This is a genomic window from Micromonospora sp. CPCC 205558 (assembly GCF_036902955.1).
Taxonomy (GTDB): domain Bacteria; phylum Actinomycetota; class Actinomycetes; order Mycobacteriales; family Micromonosporaceae; genus Micromonospora.
The window spans coordinates 228,375-246,317 of the sequence record NZ_JBAKHR010000007.1 but is presented as its reverse complement, the minus strand read 5'-3'; the positions used below and the strand labels follow the sequence as shown (position 1 = coordinate 246,317).

Genomic DNA, 17,943 nt, shown 5'->3' with positions numbered 1-17,943 from the left:
CCAGAACGGACCTTACGGGTAACTCCCTCGTGACAGCCCTGCGACTAGAGTCGTCGCGTGATCGACCGGAAGCTGCTCTTGTCCGACCTGCAGAAGCAGGTCAAGAACCTGGAAAAGGACCTGCGAGAGCAGGCCGAGTCGGTCGAGGAGGTGCGCCTCCGCCTGCGTGGTGAGTACGACCACGCCTTCAAGGTCGGGCGTACCGCCGCCACCTGGACAGCGTGGCGGGACGAGCGGGTCACCCAGGCCGCCGTCGCCTGGGTGCTCGGCACCGTCTTCGTGCGCTTCTGCGAGGACAACGGCCTGCTGCCAGATCCCTACCTGGCTGGCCCGGCGGATCGCCTGGTCCTCGCCGAGGAGGCCGAGGCGCAGTTCTTCCGGGACCAGCCCGACAAGACCCTCCGCGACTGGCTGCACCAGGGCTACGACGCCATCGCCAGCACCCAGGCCGGCAAGTCGCTCTTCGACAAGCGGCACAACCCGCTCTACCAAATCCCGCTGTCACATGACGTAGCCAAGGAACTGATCGGCTTCTGGCGCCGGCGCGGCGAGTCCGGCGGCTTGGTGCACGACTTCACCGACCCGGAGTGGGACACCCGCTTCCTCGGCGACCTCTACCAGGACCTCTCCGAGGCAGCCCGCAAGACCTACGCCCTGCTCCAGACCCCGGAGTTCGTCGAAGAGTTCATCCTCGACCTGACGTTGACCCCGGCGATCGCCGAGTTCGGCCACGACGTGGTCAAGATGATCGACCCAACCTGCGGCTCGGGCCACTTCGTCCTCGGCGCGTTCCACCGCCTCCTCAAGGAGTGGGAGCAACACGCCCCCAACCGCGACCCCCACGAGCGAGTACGCCTCGCCCTCGACGCCGTCCACGGCGTCGACATCAACCCCTTCGCCGTAGCCATCGCCCGCTTCCGTCTCTTGGCAACTGCTCTGCGCGCCTGCGGTGCCAAGGCGCTCGCCGACTCGGCCGGCTACACCTTCCCAATGCACCTCGCCGTCGGCGACTCGCTTATCAAGCGGCGTCAGGGCACTCTGTTCGGCAACGACGCCATGACCGAGTTCGCCTACGCGACTGAGGACGTGCAGGAGCACTCCGGCATCCTCAGCCCCGGCCGCTATCACGTGGTCGTTGGCAATCCGCCTTACATCACCGTCAAGGACAAGGGCCTCAATGAGGCATACCGCGAGATGTACAACGCCTGCTCCGGCAAGTACGCACTATCTGTGCCCTTCGTGCAGCGCTTCTTCCAACTCGCCAAGCCAGGCAACGGAGACGGCAATGCTGCTGGGCACGTCGGGCAGATTACCGCCAACTCGTTCATGAAGCGTGAGTTCGGCAAGAAAATGATCGAGAAGTTGTTTGCTGTCGAGGTCAACCTGACCCACGTCATCGACACGTCCGGCGCCTACATCCCCGGGCATGGCACCCCGACCGTCATCCTGATCGGCCGCAACACCAACCGCGGCCGGGCTGGCACCATCCGCACGGTCATGGGTATCCGCGGTGAGCCCAGCGCGCCGGACAACCCGCGCGACGGCCTCGTGTGGCAGGCGATTATCGACCAGGTCGTCCGCCCAGGCTCGGAAAGCCAGTGGGTCAGCGTCAGTGACCTCGCCAGGACGGGGCTCGCATCCCACCCGTGGAGCCTCAGCGGCGGTGGGGCCGACGCTCTACTGGCGGCTGTGGAATCGGCGTCAGCAAGGCTCTCCGCGACTGCCGGTTCAATTGGGATCACCTCGGTGACTGGGGAAGACGACCTCTTCCTTCTTCCCATCAACGGTGCCCGGAAGAGGCTTCGCGTCGATGACACCCGGCCACTTGTAACCGGGGATATGATCCGCGACTACCTGATCGCTGTCGATGCGGAGGCCGTGTGGGTTTACGACGACAACCTTGAGGTGCTGCCGCTGGCGAAGCAGGTAGGCAATGCGGCCTACCTGGAGCCATTCCGCAGTGCGATTTCTGGCCGGAAGCGGTTCGGAGTGCCGATGCTTCAGCGCGGGATGGTTTGGTGGGAATGGCAGGAGGTCTACCCGAGCAAACTGCGGACACCGCTGTCGATCGCATTCGCTTTCGTGACGACGCATAACCACTTTGTGTTGGATCGAGGTGGGAAGGTCTTCAAGCAGTCGGCGCCGGTAATCAAGTTGCCGCAGGCGGCCTCGGAGGAAGACCACCTGCGGTTGCTCGGGTTGCTCAACAGTTCGACCGCCTGCTTCTGGCTTAAGCAGGTCAGCCATGGAAAGGGCAATGGGGGTGTTAACGAAGGTTACCGGGGCGACGAGTGGGAAGAGTTCTACGAGTTCACCGGAACCAAGCTGCAGGAGTTTCCGCTGCCGCCTGCGTACCCGCTCGACCTGAGCCGGGAGATCGACGGCCTGGCGCAGCGGCTCGCCACGGTGAGCCCAGCGGCGGTCACGGCCTCCGGGGTGCCCATTCGTGAACGGTTGGACCCTGCCGCATACGAATGGCACATCACACGGGGCCAGATGATCTCGTTGCAGGAGGAGTTGGACTGGCAGGTCTACTCGCTCTACGGGCTGTTGGACGAGGATCTGACAGCGCCGGAGAGCGTCCGGCCGCCGATGCTCAGCCTGGGGGAGCGGGCGTTCGAGATCGTGCTCGCTCGCAAGGTGGCCGCTGGTGAGGCGGAGACGCAGTGGTTTGCTCGACACAAGTCGACGCCGATCACGGAGCTGCCGGCGCACTGGTCGGACGAGTACAAGGCGGTCGTGGAGCGGCGGATCGCGGTCATTGAGGGCAACCGCAACATCGGCCTGATCGAGCGGCCGGAGTGCAAGCGACGCTGGGCCAGCGAGGGCTGGGACGTCATGCAGCAAAAGGCCCTGCGGGACTGGCTGCTGGACCGGTGCGAGGCGCGGGAGTTGTGGTACCACCACGTCGACGGCCTGGAGCAGCCGCGCCCGCTGACCACCGCCCAGCTCGCCGACGAGCTGCGCCGCGACGCCGACGTGCTCACCGTCGCCAGCCTCTACGCGCCCGGTCAGGATCTCGGCAAGGTGATCGCCGACCTGGTCGCCGACGAGCACGTGCCGCACCTGGCCGCGCTGCGCTACAAGGACACCGGGCTGGTCAAGCGCGCCGACTGGGAGCAGGTGTGGGACCTGCAACGGCAGGAGGACGCGCTGCCCGACGAGGCGGCGAAGCGGGAGTTCCGCAAGGGCATCCCGGTGCCGCCGAAGTACACCTCGGCGGACTTCCTCAAGAGCAGCTTCTGGAAGCATCGGGGCAAGCTCGACGTACCCAAGGAGCGGTTCGTCTCGTACCCCGGCGCCAGTCGCGACGGCGACCCGTCGCTGCTGGTCGGCTGGGCCGGCTGGGACCACCGCGAGCAGGCCCAGGCCCTGGCCACCCTGATCGTGGCCCGCGAGCAGGAGGACGGCTGGGCTGACGACCGGCTGTTGCCGCTGGTCGCGGGGTTGCGCGAGATCCTTCCCTGGGTACGCCAGTGGCACGGCGAGTTCGACCCGGAGTGGGGCGCGTCGCCGGCGGACATCTACGAGGGCTTTCTCGCCGAGACCACCAACCGGCTGCACCTCACCGATGAGGCGCTCACGTCGTGGCGTCCGGCGAAAGCCACCCGCGGCCGCAAGGCCAGGGTATGACGACCGAGTCGGTGCCGGCCGGTTTGTGGTCGGCGGACGACGTCGAGGAGCTGACCGGGATCCTGGCAGCCCGCCGTTCCCGGCTGTGGCAGCTCACCGAGCCGGCCGACCTCGCGGCGTGGGTGTTCGCCGACCCGGAGCCAGCGCCACTGGAGCCGCCGCCGGCAGCCTTCGACACTGACTGGGCCGATGGGCTGGACGAATCGCAGCGCGCCGCCTGGGCCTTTGCGGGATGGGTGGCCCGGATGGCGGTGCCCGAGGCGGCACCGACCGCCGGCACGCACTGGCTGCTGTCGCGGGTGAGCGACCGCCACGGTCCGCTGCTGCGGCTGACCGTCGGCGTGCTGGAAACCCTCGGCGTGTACGAGTCGGGCGAGGAGGTGTGGCTGCGGGTGGCCGCGGCACCGATCGGCCTGGCCATGGACGCCGGTACGGCGAACCTGGAGGAGTGGGGACGGCGCGGCATCGACGTGGGGGAGGACCTGACGAAGACCCTCGCCGAGGACAAGCTGCTCTTCACCTGCCCCGACATCGATACGGCGCTGTGGCTGCTCCGGCAGCCACCGGTCATGGCCGCCGCGCGGATGCTCAACGCCTGGGTGGCGGCTGGCCCGTTCCCGTTCGAGAGCCGATACCGGCCCGAGGTAGCTGGCCGTGCCTGGCGAGCCGGCGAGGCCCTGATCTCCGATGCGGTGTCCGCCGAGACCGGCGGGGAGCGGGGCTTCGACCGGGAGTACGCCGGGTCGGCTGCGCCGGCCGACCTGCCGGCGCAGCGGTCGTTTGATGCGAACGCCTACCGGGCCGGGGTGAGTGAGCACGATCGGCTGTGCCGGGCGTTGATCGACCACCTCGACGCCGAGGGCATACGGGCTGGTGCGGGACTGCGTGACGTCCTGGTGGATCTGGCGTGGCGGGATGCCGATGGGCGACAGTTCATCGCCGAGGTAAAAAGTGTGGTCGGGGGCAACGAGGTGGAGCAGCTGCGGCTGGGCCTCGGCCAGGTCCTCGAATACCGTCACCTCCTCGCGAGGCGTGGAGTCGATGCGACGCCCGTGCTGGTCGTGTCGAGATGCACGGCCCAGGCCTGGTTCGACATTTGCGCTGAGAACCAGGTCGTCCTGATCCAGGGCGAGGGCATAGCGGATTGGACGACCAGGCTGCGATCAACGCCCTGAGGATTCTGTTGGTGTCGCCAGCGCGGCGATGGTGCTGTCAGTTCGGGGAGGGAACAAGACGTGACCACTGTTGACACGGCGCAGGTGCCGTTGTGGACGCTCGCCACGGAGCCGGTGAGTGTGCCCGACGTGCTCGGTGCCGATGGCATGACGCCGGCCCGGCTCGCCGAGCTGAGAACGGCCCTGGCGACACTCGCAGGTGCCCCCATCGCCACACTGGAGGCCTATCCGATCTCGACCAGACGCGACCGGGCGAGCGGGATTCCGCTGCACGCGACCAGCCCGCTCGCTCAGCAGTTGTCGCACCTCGTCAGTCAGACCGCGAACTCAGCGCCCAGAACGTTGAACGCCGCCACCTCGGGTGACGTGCTCTACCGCATGGTGGTGCCGGCCAAGGTCGCCGCGCAGGTCGGTAAGGGACTCGTCCGACCCATGACGTCGAGGGCATCCGCGGGAGGCATTCACAGCGCGTTGGTCAACTCCACCGGCATCGCAGCCCAGGCCACATTCGTGCCCGTTGCCGGCAAGACCGCCGTTGCCGGGGCGGCGACCGGCTCAGCCGCCACCGCGGGTGTGGCAGCGGCCGGGGCCGGAGCGTTGACAGTGGCCGCGCCACTCGTTTTGATGGCCGTCGCGGTCGGCGTCAGCGCCTACGCCGATCACCAACGCCAGCAGGCTATCGAGCGCATCACCGACCTCCTGGAGCAGTTGCACGACGACAGCCTGGAAAGAGAACGCAACGCGCTGGACGGCTGCCGTGACGCCATCGACAAGGCGACGTCGGTCCTTCTGGACCAGGGCCGCGTCGGCCTGTCGTTGGGCCTGGATTCCTCCTCGTACGCGATCAACACGGCGATCGAGGGAACCAAACGTCGGCTCACGAAGTGGCAACAGGCGCTTGCGGCGCTACCCGACGGCCCGCTGGAGCTCGGCGTGTTGACGAAAGCGTTCCCCGGCATCAATGAGGAAAGCGGCGCGTTCCGCGCCCACCTGGAACTGGCGCGACTCGCCATCGCGCTCAAACGCCGAGTGCTCGTGCTCCAAGCGGTGGAACATGCCCAGCTGGCGGGTGCGGACAACCCCTTCAAAAGCTTTGTCGTGAGCCTGCAAGAGGATGAGCGCCGCATCGACGAGCTGGAGTCAGGCATCAACTCGGTTCTGCTTCGGCTGTCGTCGGTGGAGTTGAAGCGGCACAGCGGTATCCGAAACATCATGTTCACGCAGGGCGAGGTCGACGAGCTGCTCAAGGCGGCGTACCGCCTGCGCGCCTGGGGTGATGGGCTCGCCGTGGGAAGCCAACAGACCGACATGGCGATTGAGATCGAACGAGGCAGCGACGGATCGCTCGTGGTGTTCCCTGCAGTCGCCGCCTGAACTGGAAGGCCGGCGCGAACTGATCAGCTGAGCCGGATCGCAGAACGAGCGTTACGTCGGCGCGGGGACGGCGAGGAACGCGACGAGAAAGACTGAGTGGCCCAGCTCCGAAGGCCCCTGACCTGGCCAGCTCGGACAGATCAGGGGCATCTACGGCTCGGCGGGCGTTCAGGAACAGGTTCCCCATTGACAGTTGTGGCCCGAGGGCTTCCGCCTGAGCCCTTCAGCCTCCTTGCACCACGCGCACTTCGGTTTGCCTGCCTTGACGCATGCACAGCCCACGTTTGCCTCCTGTTTCACTTCGCGGCGCGTCACCCGCGCCAGTTCTTCTCGAACACCAGACGCCTGCTTCGTGTCGGCGGTCGAATCGCTCCAGGCTGGTATCTCGCCGCCGGCGGCCGCGGTCAGAAAGCTCCCTGACTGGAGCAGCCCGTCGTGCCTGCCCTCGACGCGTCACGCTTCAGTACCGGTCGGCTCCGGTGAGAAGGTGCTCAAGTCGGTCGGCGGTCGAGGTCACGAGCGCCAGTGGCCGTTCGAACTCGTTGATGTTCAGGTTGAGCAGCGGCACGGCGTGGCGGAACGTCACCATGTCGCCCAGGACGGACATCCCACCGCAGACCGTGTCTCCGATCTCGCGCAGCGCCTGCACCACATTGACCGACTGCAAATCCCCGAAGGATGACTCGATCTGCACCCACTCCTCGGACCCGTCCGCCAGGGTGACATGCCAGAGCAGCACCACCTGCGAACGGAGGTTCCCGGTCTCGAAGACGAGCTTGATCAGGTCCTGCTGCTCATCGGAGATCTTGTAGTTCGACCGTACGTAGGATTTGAGGTCGGCCCAAGTCGCCATGTTGACCCTCCTATGCCGTTTCTTGACGAAGAAGGCGCTCATGCGTCAGAAGTAATTGCTCGGTCGCACCGGCCTTCTGCCCATCGTCGGGGCAAAAGTGAGTGCACTCTACTTACAGGGAAATCGCAACCCCTGATTCACGCGCTATACAAGATCTGTCAATTCGACGACGACTTTCGGACGAAATTGCGTTGGATCTTTAGGTGGGCTCAATCGGCCGCTCGGTTGCCGTCGTCCGGACATTGTGGCCGTCCATCCCCATTGTGGCTGGAGTGGCCGCCATCGCGGGGCCGACCCGAGGTCAGCCGTTCGTAGAACGCGCGGCAGCGATTTTTCCAGTCCAATTCTGCCTCGCTCGTCAGACAGCGCGTGAGCAGCGAACACACGCCGTCGACCACCTCGGGATCGTTGATGTGCTGCTCGTACGTCTCGAGGGTTTCGGCCAGCCGACGGCGGGCACCGGACTCGACGAGTTCGAGCGTAGCCATCGCGCGGACGGCGGCGGGCAGGTCGATGTCGACCAGCGCCGGGATGAGGCGTCTGGCGACGCCGACGTCAGCGGCCCGGTTTGCCACCGAGATGCAGTGCGCGAAGAACTCTGGATCGGCGGGCCGGGGTACGTAGAGCTGCGGTAGCAGCTCGATCGCTAGTCGCTGTACGCCCTGCTCCATGCTGGACATCAGCGCGATGATGATCTCCTCGTCTGCGGCGCGGTGCGCGGCGAGCACGCGAATCGCCTGCTTACGGGCGATCTTGTTCTCGAACTCGTCGACCGCGATTGCAGCGCCGACCAGTAGTTCGGACCGGCTGAGCCGAGTGGGCTCATTGAACAGCCGGGCCACCGCAGCCCGCCTGTTGCGTTCCTCCATCTGGCGTAGGGCCAGTTCCGTCAGTCTGGACAGCTGACTCTTGAAGCGGTCCTTGAAGCCTCCGTACGAGAACGGGATGATGGTCAACTGGCGCTCTGACTCCACCTCGCTGAGGATGTCGACAAGCTTCTGCTTGTCGGGGTCGAGGATTCCGGCGGCCTCTCTGGTGAGAGTCTTGTACACCTGGTAGGTCCGATCGAGGCAGAAGACCAGGGTCGGCTTCCCGATGACCAGCGCCTCCCGCAGCTCCGTCCTCCAAGTGATCTCCCCGTACGCCTCGACGATGACGAACACGCACACATGTGCGTGCTGCACTGTGTCGCGCGAGTTGGTCTCCCAGCTCGCCTGCGCATGGTTGACATGCAGGATGTCCCCGGACAGGTAGTGCCAGACCTCCGCGTCAAAGCCGTTGGCGACGTGAATGAAGTCCTCGCGGTAGCGCTCTGTGTCGTGGGCGCCACACAACATGATCCGTAGCATCAGCCCACCGCCCGGTACCAGAGCGACCGGATGTCGACGTGTGGTTCATCGTCCGGCGCGCCGACGAGGAACAGCGCGTGTACGGGCGGGTCGCAGTCGAGTTGGACCGGTACGGACACCTCGTCGCGGCTCTTGCCGGTCATCAGCCGTGAGCCGGGTCGGGGGAGGGCCAGTGTCAACCGGGCACTCCACGGACCCCAGGCCAGTCGTATCTGGTGTGTCCGGCCGACGGTTGCCGGCGTCGGCCGCAGGTGTATCGCCACCAGGCCGCTGTACCCGGATGGCCAGGTGTGCACGTGAAGGCTACTGACCTCGTCGGTGCGCCACGGATCCCAGTGCCCCCGACTGCCGGACAGGACAGTGGCTTCGATCCAGCCCTGGGCCGAGTAGACACGGTCGAGCACCGAAGCCAGATGTAGTGGGATCGGTGCGCCGTTCTCGTAGCGGCTGAGGCTGGACTTGCTTACGTGGGCCGCCTCTGCCATATCTCGGAGGCTCCGCCGTCCCCGGAACCGCTTCAGCGCTGCACCGATCTCGTGGTTGGAGGCGAGGAGTCGACCGTCCATGAAGTCGCTGTCCCATCTTTGTCCCATGCCGCTGACGTGGATGTCGCTGTCGGGCGAGGCTGTTCACGTCCGTTCCGGGTGGTGCCGAGCGCCCATCCTGGGCCGGTGGACCGATGTCGACCAGTCATGAGATGGAGGAGCAGATGCCCCGTTCGCCGGAGAACAAGGAAAGCCCCAACGCGAGTGAGACCAAGCCCCGCAAGGAGGTGTCGGACCGCACCAAGTCGGCCCTGGGTAGCGCGGCCATCAAGGGCGCGCAGGGCTCGAAGTAAACGCCGGTACCGGTGGCGCGTCCCGGGTGTGCCGGGACACGCCACCGGTAGCCGACCGGCCGCACCATTCCCTTCACAGAAAGGCACTGATCTTGGGTCTGTTCTCCTCGACGACACCGCTCACCTCGAAGTACGCGGACGCCCTGAGCCCGTACTTTAAATCGGACGAGGTCGGCAAGCGGGTGTACCGGACCGGATGTGAGAAGCTCGCCGCGAGACAGACCATTATCGATGCGAACTTGCGCAGTGGGGAGGAACTGCTGACCATCGTTCCCGGCTTTCTCAACGGCGGGTTCGAGCGGTTGGCGGTGCTCACATCGCAACGGGTCATGGAATTCAAGCGGAAGCTCGAACGCGAGATCGCCGTCTCGGAGGTCGCCGAGGTGGAGCGCATGGTTCACGTGAGCGGGACGTTCATGGTGCTCATCATCAGCAAGAAGGCGCTTCCCTACGCGCCGATGCGGAACTCGAACAGCGCTGCGGGGATGAAGTTCCACGAGAACTCCCTTCTGCTCTACATGTCCACACCGGACTTGGCGCAGCACTTCGCATCGCTTCTGGACGGAGCTCGAGGACGGTGAGGTGGCTGGCCGTTGGCCTGCCCATCGGCCAGCGTCAGCGGCGGTAGTGGCAGCGCGGGGTCGCACGGAGTGACCGGAAGACGAGGGGCGACCGTCGGCTTGTGGCTGATCGGCGGCGGGGGAATGCAAAGTCTTGTCAGCTTCGTGACGCCCTGTCAATGACATGTACCGGACAGTGCCTCTGCCGATCGTTCATCGCCCCGGACGGTTCGTGTGAAGGGATACGTCTGTTCGTGCCAGACCCCGTGCCGTTGTGGACCCGCTCCACACCCAGGGCGGATGCGATCAGCACCTCCCTCGGTACGGTATGCAGCATGTCTTCGCCCACCCCTGCGCCGCTGCTCCGGGACTACATCGACATCCCGGAGCGCACGAGCACGAGCGACTTCGTGCTCAAGCTCGCCGACGGTGTCGCTGACGCCGACGCCACCCTTCGTGACTACGTCGTCACTGACCGGCTGCTCGGCAACTTCGACGAGGCGCTCGGGTTGATCCGATCCGCGGTCGAGGGACACGCCTCCAAGGCCGCCTACCTGCACGGCTCCTTCGGCTCCGGCAAGTCGCACTTCATGGCCGTGCTGCACGCGCTGCTGCGCGGCGAGGCCGCCGCCCGGGGCCGGGACGAGTTGGCCCCGCTGGTCGCCAAGCACAGCGTCTGGCTGGACGGCCGCAAGTTCCTGCTGGTCCCGTACCACCTCCTCGACGCCCGCTCGCTGGAGCAGCGGGTGCTCGGCGGCTACGTCGACCGGGTGCGTGACCTGCACCCCGACGCGCCGATCCCGGCCGTGCACCGCACCGACTCGCTGCTGGAGCAGGCCGCCTCGCTGCGGGAGAAGATCGGTGACAAGCAGTTCATCGACGGCCTGCCCGGCGGGGACGTCGAGGACGAGTGGGGCGAGAGCGAGACCTTCTGGACGTCCGAGCGACTCGACCAGGCGTTCGCCGGCGCGTACTCCGACGAGCTGCGCCGCAAGCTCGTCAACGACCTGCTGACCAGCTGGAACAAGGGCTTCTTCAGTAACGCCCGGGAGGACGCTGAGGCGTTCGTCTCGCTCGACCGGGGCTTGACCGAGATCAGCCGGCACGCCAAGGAGCTCGGCTACCACGGCCTGATTCTCTTCCTCGACGAGCTGATCCTCTGGCTGGCCAACTCCATCGGCGACCAGCAGTTCGTCTCCCGCGAGATCCAGAAGATCACCAACTTCGTCGAGGGCGGCGACACCCGTCGGCCGATCCCGGTGGTCAGCTTCATCGCCCGCCAGCGTGACCTGCGCGAACTCGTCGGCGAGGAGGTCACCGGCGCCAACGAGCTGAGCTACCAGGACACCCTCAACCTGGCCAGCGGCCGCTTTGACGTCATCAAGCTGGAGGACCGCAACCTTCCCGAGATCGCCCGTCGCCGGCTGCTCAAACCCCGCGACACCACGGCCGGCGAGGCGATCGGCAAGGCCTTCGACGCCACCACCAAGGTGCGCCGGGAGGTCTTCGACACCCTGCTCGGCACCGACTCCGGCAGCGGCGCCGATATCGACGCCTTCCGGTCGACGTACCCGTTCAGCCCGGCGTTCCTCTCCACGCTGGTGCACGTCTCCAGCGCGCTGCAGCGCTCCCGCACCGCGCTCAAGCTGATGCGACAGCTGCTGGTCGACCGCCGAGACTCCCTGCGCCTCGGTCAGCTCGTCCCGCTCGGCGACCTTTATGACGTGATCAGCGGCGGCGGCGACCAGCCCTTCACCGAGAAGCTCAAGGCCGAGTTCGAGATGGCCCAGAAGCTCTACGACCTCAAGCTCCGCCCCTACCTGCTCGGCCAGTACGACCTCACCGACGACGACCTGGACGCCGCCCGACGCGGCGACGCACATCCCGCCGAGATGGCCGGGCGTATCCGGGCCTTCACGGGCGACGATCGGCTGATCAAGACGTTGCTGCTCGGCGCCCTGGCCCCCAGCGTTCCGGCGCTGCGCAACCTCACCGCCCGACGCCTCTCGGCGCTCAACCACGGCAGCATCACCAGCCCGATCCCCGGGGGCGAGGTCGCCCAGGTCAACCGAAAGCTCGCCGACTGGGCCGGCCGGTTCGCCGAGATCCGCATCGGTGAGGGCGACGACCCGATCGTGTCGCTGGAGTTGGTCGGCGTGGACGTCGACAGCGTCCTCGCCACCGCCAAGCACTACGACAACGAGGGCGCACGCAAGCACATCGTCCAGCGGCTGCTCTGGCAGCAGCTCGGCGTGCCGTGGAGCGACTCGTTCTTCGCCGAGGCGGGGCTGACCTGGCGGGGGAGTCGCCGCACGGTCGAGCTGGTCTACGGCAACGTCCGCGACCCGCACGACATCCGGGACGAGGCTTTCCACCCGAACGACCCGGCCGGCTGGCGGATGATCATCGACTACCCGTTCGACGACGGCAGCCACGGCCCGGCCGACGACCGGCAGCGGGTGCAGGAGCTGACCAGCCGGATGAGCCCCCGCACCGTTTGCTGGATCCCCGCCGCGCTGACCATCGAACGCCGCACCGAGCTGGGCAAGCTCGTCATCATCGACAAGCTGCTCGAAGGGCAGCGCTTCGACAGCCACGCCGAGCACCTCAACCCCGACGACCGGCGCCGGGCGCATGCCGCCCTGACCAACCAGCGCAGCGCGCTGCTGGCCAAGATGCAGGCCGTGCTACGCCAGGCGTACGGACTGGCCGGCAAGCAGCCCACCGACGTGCAGCTCGGATTCGACGACCACCTCCAGTCGCTCACCCGCGCCCTGGAGCCGAAGCTGCCCATGGGCGCCACCTTCAACGACGCGCTGCGCAGCATCGGCGACCAGATGCTCGGCCAGCAGTTCCCGGCCCACCCGGACTTCGACCCAGACCGCAAGGGCGAGGCCGTACGCCTGCCTGACGTCAAGGTCGTCCTCGACCACGTGCGGCGGGCCGTCGAGTCACCGGAGGGACGCGTCGAGGTCGAGCGGGCAAACCGGCAGACCCTGCGCCGGATCGCCAACCCGCTTCAGCTCGGCACCATGCACGAGGCGGCGTTCGTCATCGAGGGGCAGTGGACCCAGCACTTCCACCGCCAGGCCGCCGCCGAGGGCATCGCGGGCGACCTGCGGGTGGCCGACCTCCTGCGCTGGATCGACGACCCGAGCCCCCGGGGTCTCGACCCGATCGTCGCGCAGTTGGTGGTGGCGACCTTCGCCGAGCAGACCGACCGGGCGTTCCACCTGCACGGCAGCGAGGTGGTCCCCGCTCCGGAACTAGGCAGGATCACCGCCGATCACACACTGCGCGAGCAGCGTCTGCCCGGCGAGGAGGACTGGGACATCGCCCGCGCCCGGTCCGCCGCGGTCTTCGGAGTTCAGCCGCTCGCACTGCGCCGGGGTCGGCTGGTGGCGATGTTCGGCCGGGACCTGGTCACCAGTGCCACTCGTCATCGTGAAGCCGCTCACGGCTTGGTCGCTCGTCTACAACAGCACGCAAGCTGGCTGAAGATCGATCAGGAGTCCGGCCGGCTCGCCACGGCCAGGGCCGCCGCTGACCTGTTGGAGACGCTGGTCAACGGACGGTCGGCGGTGGAGGCGGTCGAACGGCTCGCCCGCGCGGAACTCGCCGGCCCCGCCGACCGCACCGGCCGGAGCATCAGCAGTGCCTCGCAGGTGTCGGCGGCGTTGGCCGCCGCGCCCTGGGACACCTTCGAGATCGTGGCTGGTCTGCCTGAGCCGCACGCGGCCGAAGCAGCTGCGATCTTCGCCGAGCTGCGCCGGGTGGCGCAGGCTGACGAGCTGACCGCGCCACTCGCCCCGGCCCTGCGCCGCGCCCAGGGCGACGCGACCGCACTGTTGCGTCGCGCCACCCGCAAGCCGGAAATCGTTCACGTGCCCGGACGTGACGAGGGCAAGGACGAAATCGTCCAACCGCGCCGCCCGATCGACGAGGACACGCGTCGGATTCCAGAGGGCGAGGTCGGCAAGCCGAGTCAGCGGATCTCGGTTCCGGCCGGCGACCTCGACCGAGCCGTGGAGCAACTGCGCGCCTTCGCCGCTGACCAGGGTGACGCGACCATCGAGGTGACCTGGAGAATCGTGTCGTGACTCAGGCACCTGCCGCCGCTCAGGCGCTGCGGATCAACCCGGTGGCGTTGCGGCAGAAGGTGGCGCAGCAGCTCGAACGGCACCGCAACGGCGACGCGTACCCGGTGCTGGTCGTGCGGGCCGAACCGGCCTGGCCGCACGACCCCATGGTGCTGCTACCCGACGGACGTCCGGTCCGGGTCGTGCCCTGCGTGTCCCCGCTCGCAGTCTGGGAGCACCTCGTCGCCGAGCGGGGCGACGAGGTGCTGGTCCTGCTCACCGACGTCCCGGAATCCGTGCTGCACCACGGCGTGCGGAGTCGGATCTTCCGGCAGCGGGTCATCACCGTCGAGCCGTGGGACCTGGTCGTCGACGCGTTCGGCGCGCAGGTGCCGGACAGCGCGCTGGAACGCGAATCGTGGGCCGGCGTGGCGCTGCTCGACGCGATGCCGCCGGCGGGCTGGCCGAAGCTCACCACCTCCGTGCTGACCCGGGACGTCGCACTGCGCCACCTCGCCGCGGTGCGTCTCGGTCTCGATCATCGGGGCGAGGCCCCGGACGATCTCGACGTGACGACCCTGCTGCGCTGGAGCGCGGAACCGGGCGCCGTCGAGGCGTACGGGTTGCTGCGGGAGGCCGAACGGGACGGGCTCGGCCGTTGGCTGGTGGAACAGTTCGGCCGACCGGCCAGGGCGTTGTTCGCGCTCATCGCGGCCGGACACGGCGCGGAAGCCCTGCCGCTGGGTCTGGTCTGCGACGCGCTCTGGAGTACCGACAGCGCCGACGCCGTACGTGCCCAGGGGCGCGTCGACCAGTACTTCGGCAACCTCAACGACGATGCGACCGTGCGCGGATTCGCGTTGGCCGCCGTGCAGGTGGTCAGCGCGCTGCTCAGCGCACCGGTGCCGGAGGTGCAGCGACAGGGGCACGCCGTCCTCGACCGCGCCGAGCAACTGCTCATCCAGTTCAACGCGGTCAGCAGCGCCGGCCACAGCCCGATCCTGCGGACGGGGTTCACCCGGCGGATCGCCGCCGCCGCCCAGGCGCTGCTCGCCGGTTTGCGGGACCCGGCGGATTCGGCCCTCGACCAGGCCGTCGAGCACCTCGCTGGGCACCGGCTCGCCGATGCCGAGGCCGAGCGGGTCCGCCGCATCAGGATGTCGCAGCGGCTCGTCCGCTGGTTGGGCACGGCGGTGGCGGCACCGGAGAGTGTCGCAGACGGCGTGGACCGGCAGATCGCCGAATGGGGCTGGGTGGACCTCGCGCTCAACCACGTCTGGGCCGGCGAGGAGGCCCACCAGCAGCTGCAGCACGCGTTCCGGGAGATCCACGAGCGGGCGCACCAACGTCGCCGCGACCTCGACGGCGCCTTCGCCGGCCGGATGGCTGCCTGGGCCACCGCGGGCCCCGGCAACGACGGTGGCCTGCTGACGGTTGAGAACCTGCTCCCGCGGGTGATCGACCCGCTGATCCGCGCGGACCGGCCGGTGCTGCTCGTCGTGCTCGACGGCATGAGCGCTGCAGTCGCCGTGCAACTGGCCGATCAGCTGTCCCCGCACTGGGTGGAGTACGACCCGCTTGCCGGGTCCGGCGCGGGCCGGCGGCGAGGGATCGTGGCCGCCCTGCCAACGCTGACTGCGGTTTCCCGCACGTCGCTCTTCGCTGGCGCGCTGCGTGGCGGCAAGCAGGAGCACGAGATCAAGCTCTTCGCCGACGGCCGGTGGGGCAGGGACTCCCGGATCTTCCACAAGGGCCCGGCGCGCGGCGGAGCGGGGGAGGTGCTGGCCAGCGGACTGGCTGAGGCGGTGTCTGGTTCGGCACCCGTCGTCGCCGTCGTGATCAACACGGTGGACGACTCCCTGGCGTACGGTCGGGAGGGCAACGAGGCCGGCTGGCAGCTCGACGACCTCGGCTTCCTGCGGAGCCTGCTCGACCAGGCCCGTTCCTCCGGGCGGGCGGTCATCATCACCAGCGACCACGGCCACGTGCTTGAGCGGGGCGGCGAGCACGTCAAGGCGCTCGACGCCGCCTCCGCGCGGCACCGCACCGGCCCAGGGCCCGCCGGTCCCGGCGAGATCGAGCTCACCGGCCCCCGCGTCGTAGCGGATGGCAACCGGATCATCGCGTTGTGGGATCCACTGTTGCGGTACCGCCCGAGCAAGGCCGGCTACCACGGAGGTGCCTCGCTCGCCGAGGTGACCATTCCGTTGCTGGCCTACCTGTTGCCCAACGTGACCGAGCCGCCGGTCGGCTGGGCACCCGTCGAGGAGCGCCGGCCGGACTGGTGGGAGCCGACGACTGCCGCGCCGGTGCCGGTGGCTCCGGCGCGGCAGACGCCCGTACCGAAGGCACGCCGGAAGGCACCCGCAGCCGCAGGCGAGGCGCTGTTCGACGTACCCGGAAGCACCACGGCGCCCGCAGCGGAGCCGGCTGCTGGCGACGGTGACCTGGTGGAGGCGTTGCTCGCCACCGAGCTGTTCGAGGCGCAGCACGGCCTGACCCCGCGCCGGTTGGAGGTCAAGAAGATTCAGGCGGCGCTGAGGGCGCTGGTGGACGCAAAGGGCGTGCTGCCGGTGGCTGTGCTGGCCCAGCGGGCTGGCGAGGTGCCGGCTCGTGCCACCGGATTCGCCACCACCCTGCAGCGGATCTTCAACGTAGACAACTACGCGGTGCTGTCCCTGACCGACAACAACCGGACCGTCCGGCTGGACATCCGCCTGCTGCGGGAGCAGTTTCGGCTGCCTGGAGAGTCTTCGTGAGTGCGGTCAGCCCGGCCCGCCGGCGTGAGGTGATCGACGCACTCCGGCGAGGCGCGGTGCCGTCGGCCGGACTGGATCTCTTCGCCGTCGGGCTGGACCGGTTCGGCGCCGCGATCGGGGCGGACCTGGACACCGTCGCCGCCGGCGGCTCCGTCTTCAAGGCGGTCCGTGGTGAGTACGGATCCGGAAAGACGTTCTTCACCCGATGGATCGCCGAGCGGGCGAAACGGGCCAACCTCGCGACCGCGGAGGTGCAGGTCTCGGAGAACGAGACGCCGTTGCACAAGCTCGAGACGGTCTACCGCCGGCTTACCGAGCGGCTCACCACCTCGACCTTCTCGGCCAGCGCCCTGCGACCGGTGGTGGACGGATGGTTCTACGCGTTGGAGGAGGACGTCCTGGCAGCGGGGGACGTCGCTCCCGATGACACCTCCGCCCTCGACCGAGCGGTCGAGGCCCTGCTCGACCAGCGCCTCGCAACGGTCAGCCGAAGCGCCCCCGCCTTCGCCGCGGCGCTTCGCGGCTACCGGACCGTCACCGCACTGGGCGACTCGGCCACCGCTGACGCTGTTCTCGCCTGGCTCGGCGGACAGCCGCACGTCGCCGCCGCCGCTCGGCGGGTCGCCGGCGTCCGTGGCGACCTCGACCACTTCGCGGCACTGAGCTTCCTGCAGGGCCTGCTCGCGGTGCTGCGTGACAGCGGGCATCCCGGTCTGTTGCTGGTGCTCGACGAGGTGGAGACGCTGCAACGGGTCCGGTCGGACGCCCGCGACAAGGCGCTGAACGCGCTGAGGCAGCTCATCGACGAGGTGCACTCGGGGCGGTTCCCTGGGCTGTATCTGGTCATCACGGGCACCCCGGCCTTCTACGACGGCCCGCAGGGCGTGCAGCGGCTCGCACCGCTGGCCCAGCGGCTCGCCGTCGACTTCACCACCGATCCGCGCTTCGACAACCCGCGCGCGGTGCAGATTCGCCTGCCGGGTTTCACCGTCGACTCGCTCGTCGAACTGGGCGGCCGGGTCCGCGACCTGTACGCGGACGGATCGGCGGCGCCGGAGCGGGTGTCCGCGCTGGTCGACGATGCGTACCTCGATGCTTTGGCCCGTGCGGTCGCCGGCGGGTTGGGCGGCAAGGTGGGGGTGGCGCCGCGCCTGTTCCTCAAGAAGCTGGTGGGGGAGGTGCTCGACCGGGTGGACCAGTTCCCCGAGTTCGATCCCCGGCAGCACTACGCCCCGACGATGTCGACGACCGAGATGACCGACGTCGAGCGCAACGCGAACAGCGCCGACGAGATCGCGCTCGAGCTGTAAGGGCCTGTCGAAT

At 68.2% G+C, this 17,943-nt stretch carries 11 protein-coding genes; 8 read left to right on the top strand and 3 right to left on the bottom strand.

The genetic code is table 11. The annotated features are described in order from the left end of the window. The first annotated feature begins 57 nt into the window (after positions 1 to 57). Genes pglX through V6U86_RS10605 form a run of 3 tightly spaced genes read left to right on the top strand, consistent with a single transcriptional unit; the run spans position 58 to position 6,182 of the window. Entirely contained in the window at positions 58 to 3,633 is a 3,576-nt protein-coding gene (gene pglX / locus V6U86_RS10615; RefSeq protein WP_334501397.1) for a BREX-2 system adenine-specific DNA-methyltransferase PglX, read from the top strand. Next, the gene (locus V6U86_RS10610) at positions 3,630 to 4,808 is read left to right on the top strand and encodes a hypothetical protein (RefSeq protein ID WP_334501395.1); all 1,179 of its coding nucleotides are present in this window, start codon (positions 3,630 to 3,632) and stop codon (positions 4,806 to 4,808) included. Before pglX ends, V6U86_RS10610 begins: the two co-directional genes overlap by 4 nt. Before the next feature lie 60 nt (positions 4,809 to 4,868). Beyond that, complete coding sequence (locus tag V6U86_RS10605; protein WP_334501393.1) at positions 4,869 to 6,182, top strand: hypothetical protein; 1,314 nt, start codon at positions 4,869 to 4,871, stop codon at positions 6,180 to 6,182. A gap of 460 nt (positions 6,183 to 6,642) precedes the next feature. Here V6U86_RS10605 and V6U86_RS10600 read toward each other — a convergent pair whose 3' ends face one another. From V6U86_RS10600 to V6U86_RS10590, 3 genes are all read right to left on the bottom strand, one after another. Continuing rightward, a complete protein-coding gene (locus tag V6U86_RS10600; protein WP_334501391.1) occupies positions 6,643 to 7,035 on the bottom strand; it encodes a hypothetical protein in 393 nt (130 codons plus the stop codon). A gap of 209 nt (positions 7,036 to 7,244) precedes the next feature. Continuing rightward, on the bottom strand, positions 7,245 to 8,384 hold the full coding sequence (locus V6U86_RS10595) for a hypothetical protein (protein WP_334501389.1): 1,140 nt from the start codon (positions 8,382 to 8,384) through the stop codon (positions 7,245 to 7,247). Next, positions 8,384 to 8,950, bottom strand: coding sequence for a helix-turn-helix domain-containing protein (locus tag V6U86_RS10590; RefSeq protein WP_334501634.1), 567 nt, complete (start codon positions 8,948 to 8,950; stop codon positions 8,384 to 8,386). Before V6U86_RS10590 ends, V6U86_RS10595 begins: the two co-directional genes overlap by 1 nt. Before the next feature lie 113 nt (positions 8,951 to 9,063). Between V6U86_RS10590 and V6U86_RS10585 the strand changes: the two genes are divergently transcribed. The 5 genes from V6U86_RS10585 to brxD all read left to right on the top strand — a co-directional run bounded on the left by V6U86_RS10585 (position 9,064) and on the right by brxD (position 17,930). Further along, complete coding sequence (locus V6U86_RS10585) at positions 9,064 to 9,222, top strand: hypothetical protein (RefSeq protein WP_334501387.1); 159 nt, start codon at positions 9,064 to 9,066, stop codon at positions 9,220 to 9,222. 92 nt (positions 9,223 to 9,314) lie between these two features. Then, positions 9,315 to 9,803, top strand: a complete 489-nt coding sequence (locus V6U86_RS10580; protein WP_334501385.1) for a hypothetical protein — start codon at positions 9,315 to 9,317, stop codon at positions 9,801 to 9,803. A 314-nt stretch (positions 9,804 to 10,117) separates the two neighbouring features. Next, positions 10,118 to 13,882, top strand: a complete 3,765-nt coding sequence (pglY, locus tag V6U86_RS10575) for a BREX-2 system ATPase PglY (RefSeq protein ID WP_334501381.1) — start codon at positions 10,118 to 10,120, stop codon at positions 13,880 to 13,882. After that, a complete protein-coding gene (pglZ, locus tag V6U86_RS10570; RefSeq protein ID WP_334501379.1) occupies positions 13,879 to 16,620 on the top strand; it encodes a BREX-2 system phosphatase PglZ in 2,742 nt (913 codons plus the stop codon). Before pglY ends, pglZ begins: the two co-directional genes overlap by 4 nt. Next, entirely contained in the window at positions 16,617 to 17,930 is a 1,314-nt protein-coding gene (brxD, locus tag V6U86_RS10565; RefSeq protein ID WP_334501377.1) for a BREX system ATP-binding protein BrxD, read from the top strand. The genes pglZ and brxD overlap by 4 nt, the downstream gene beginning before the upstream one ends. Positions 17,931 to 17,943 lie beyond the last annotated feature (13 nt).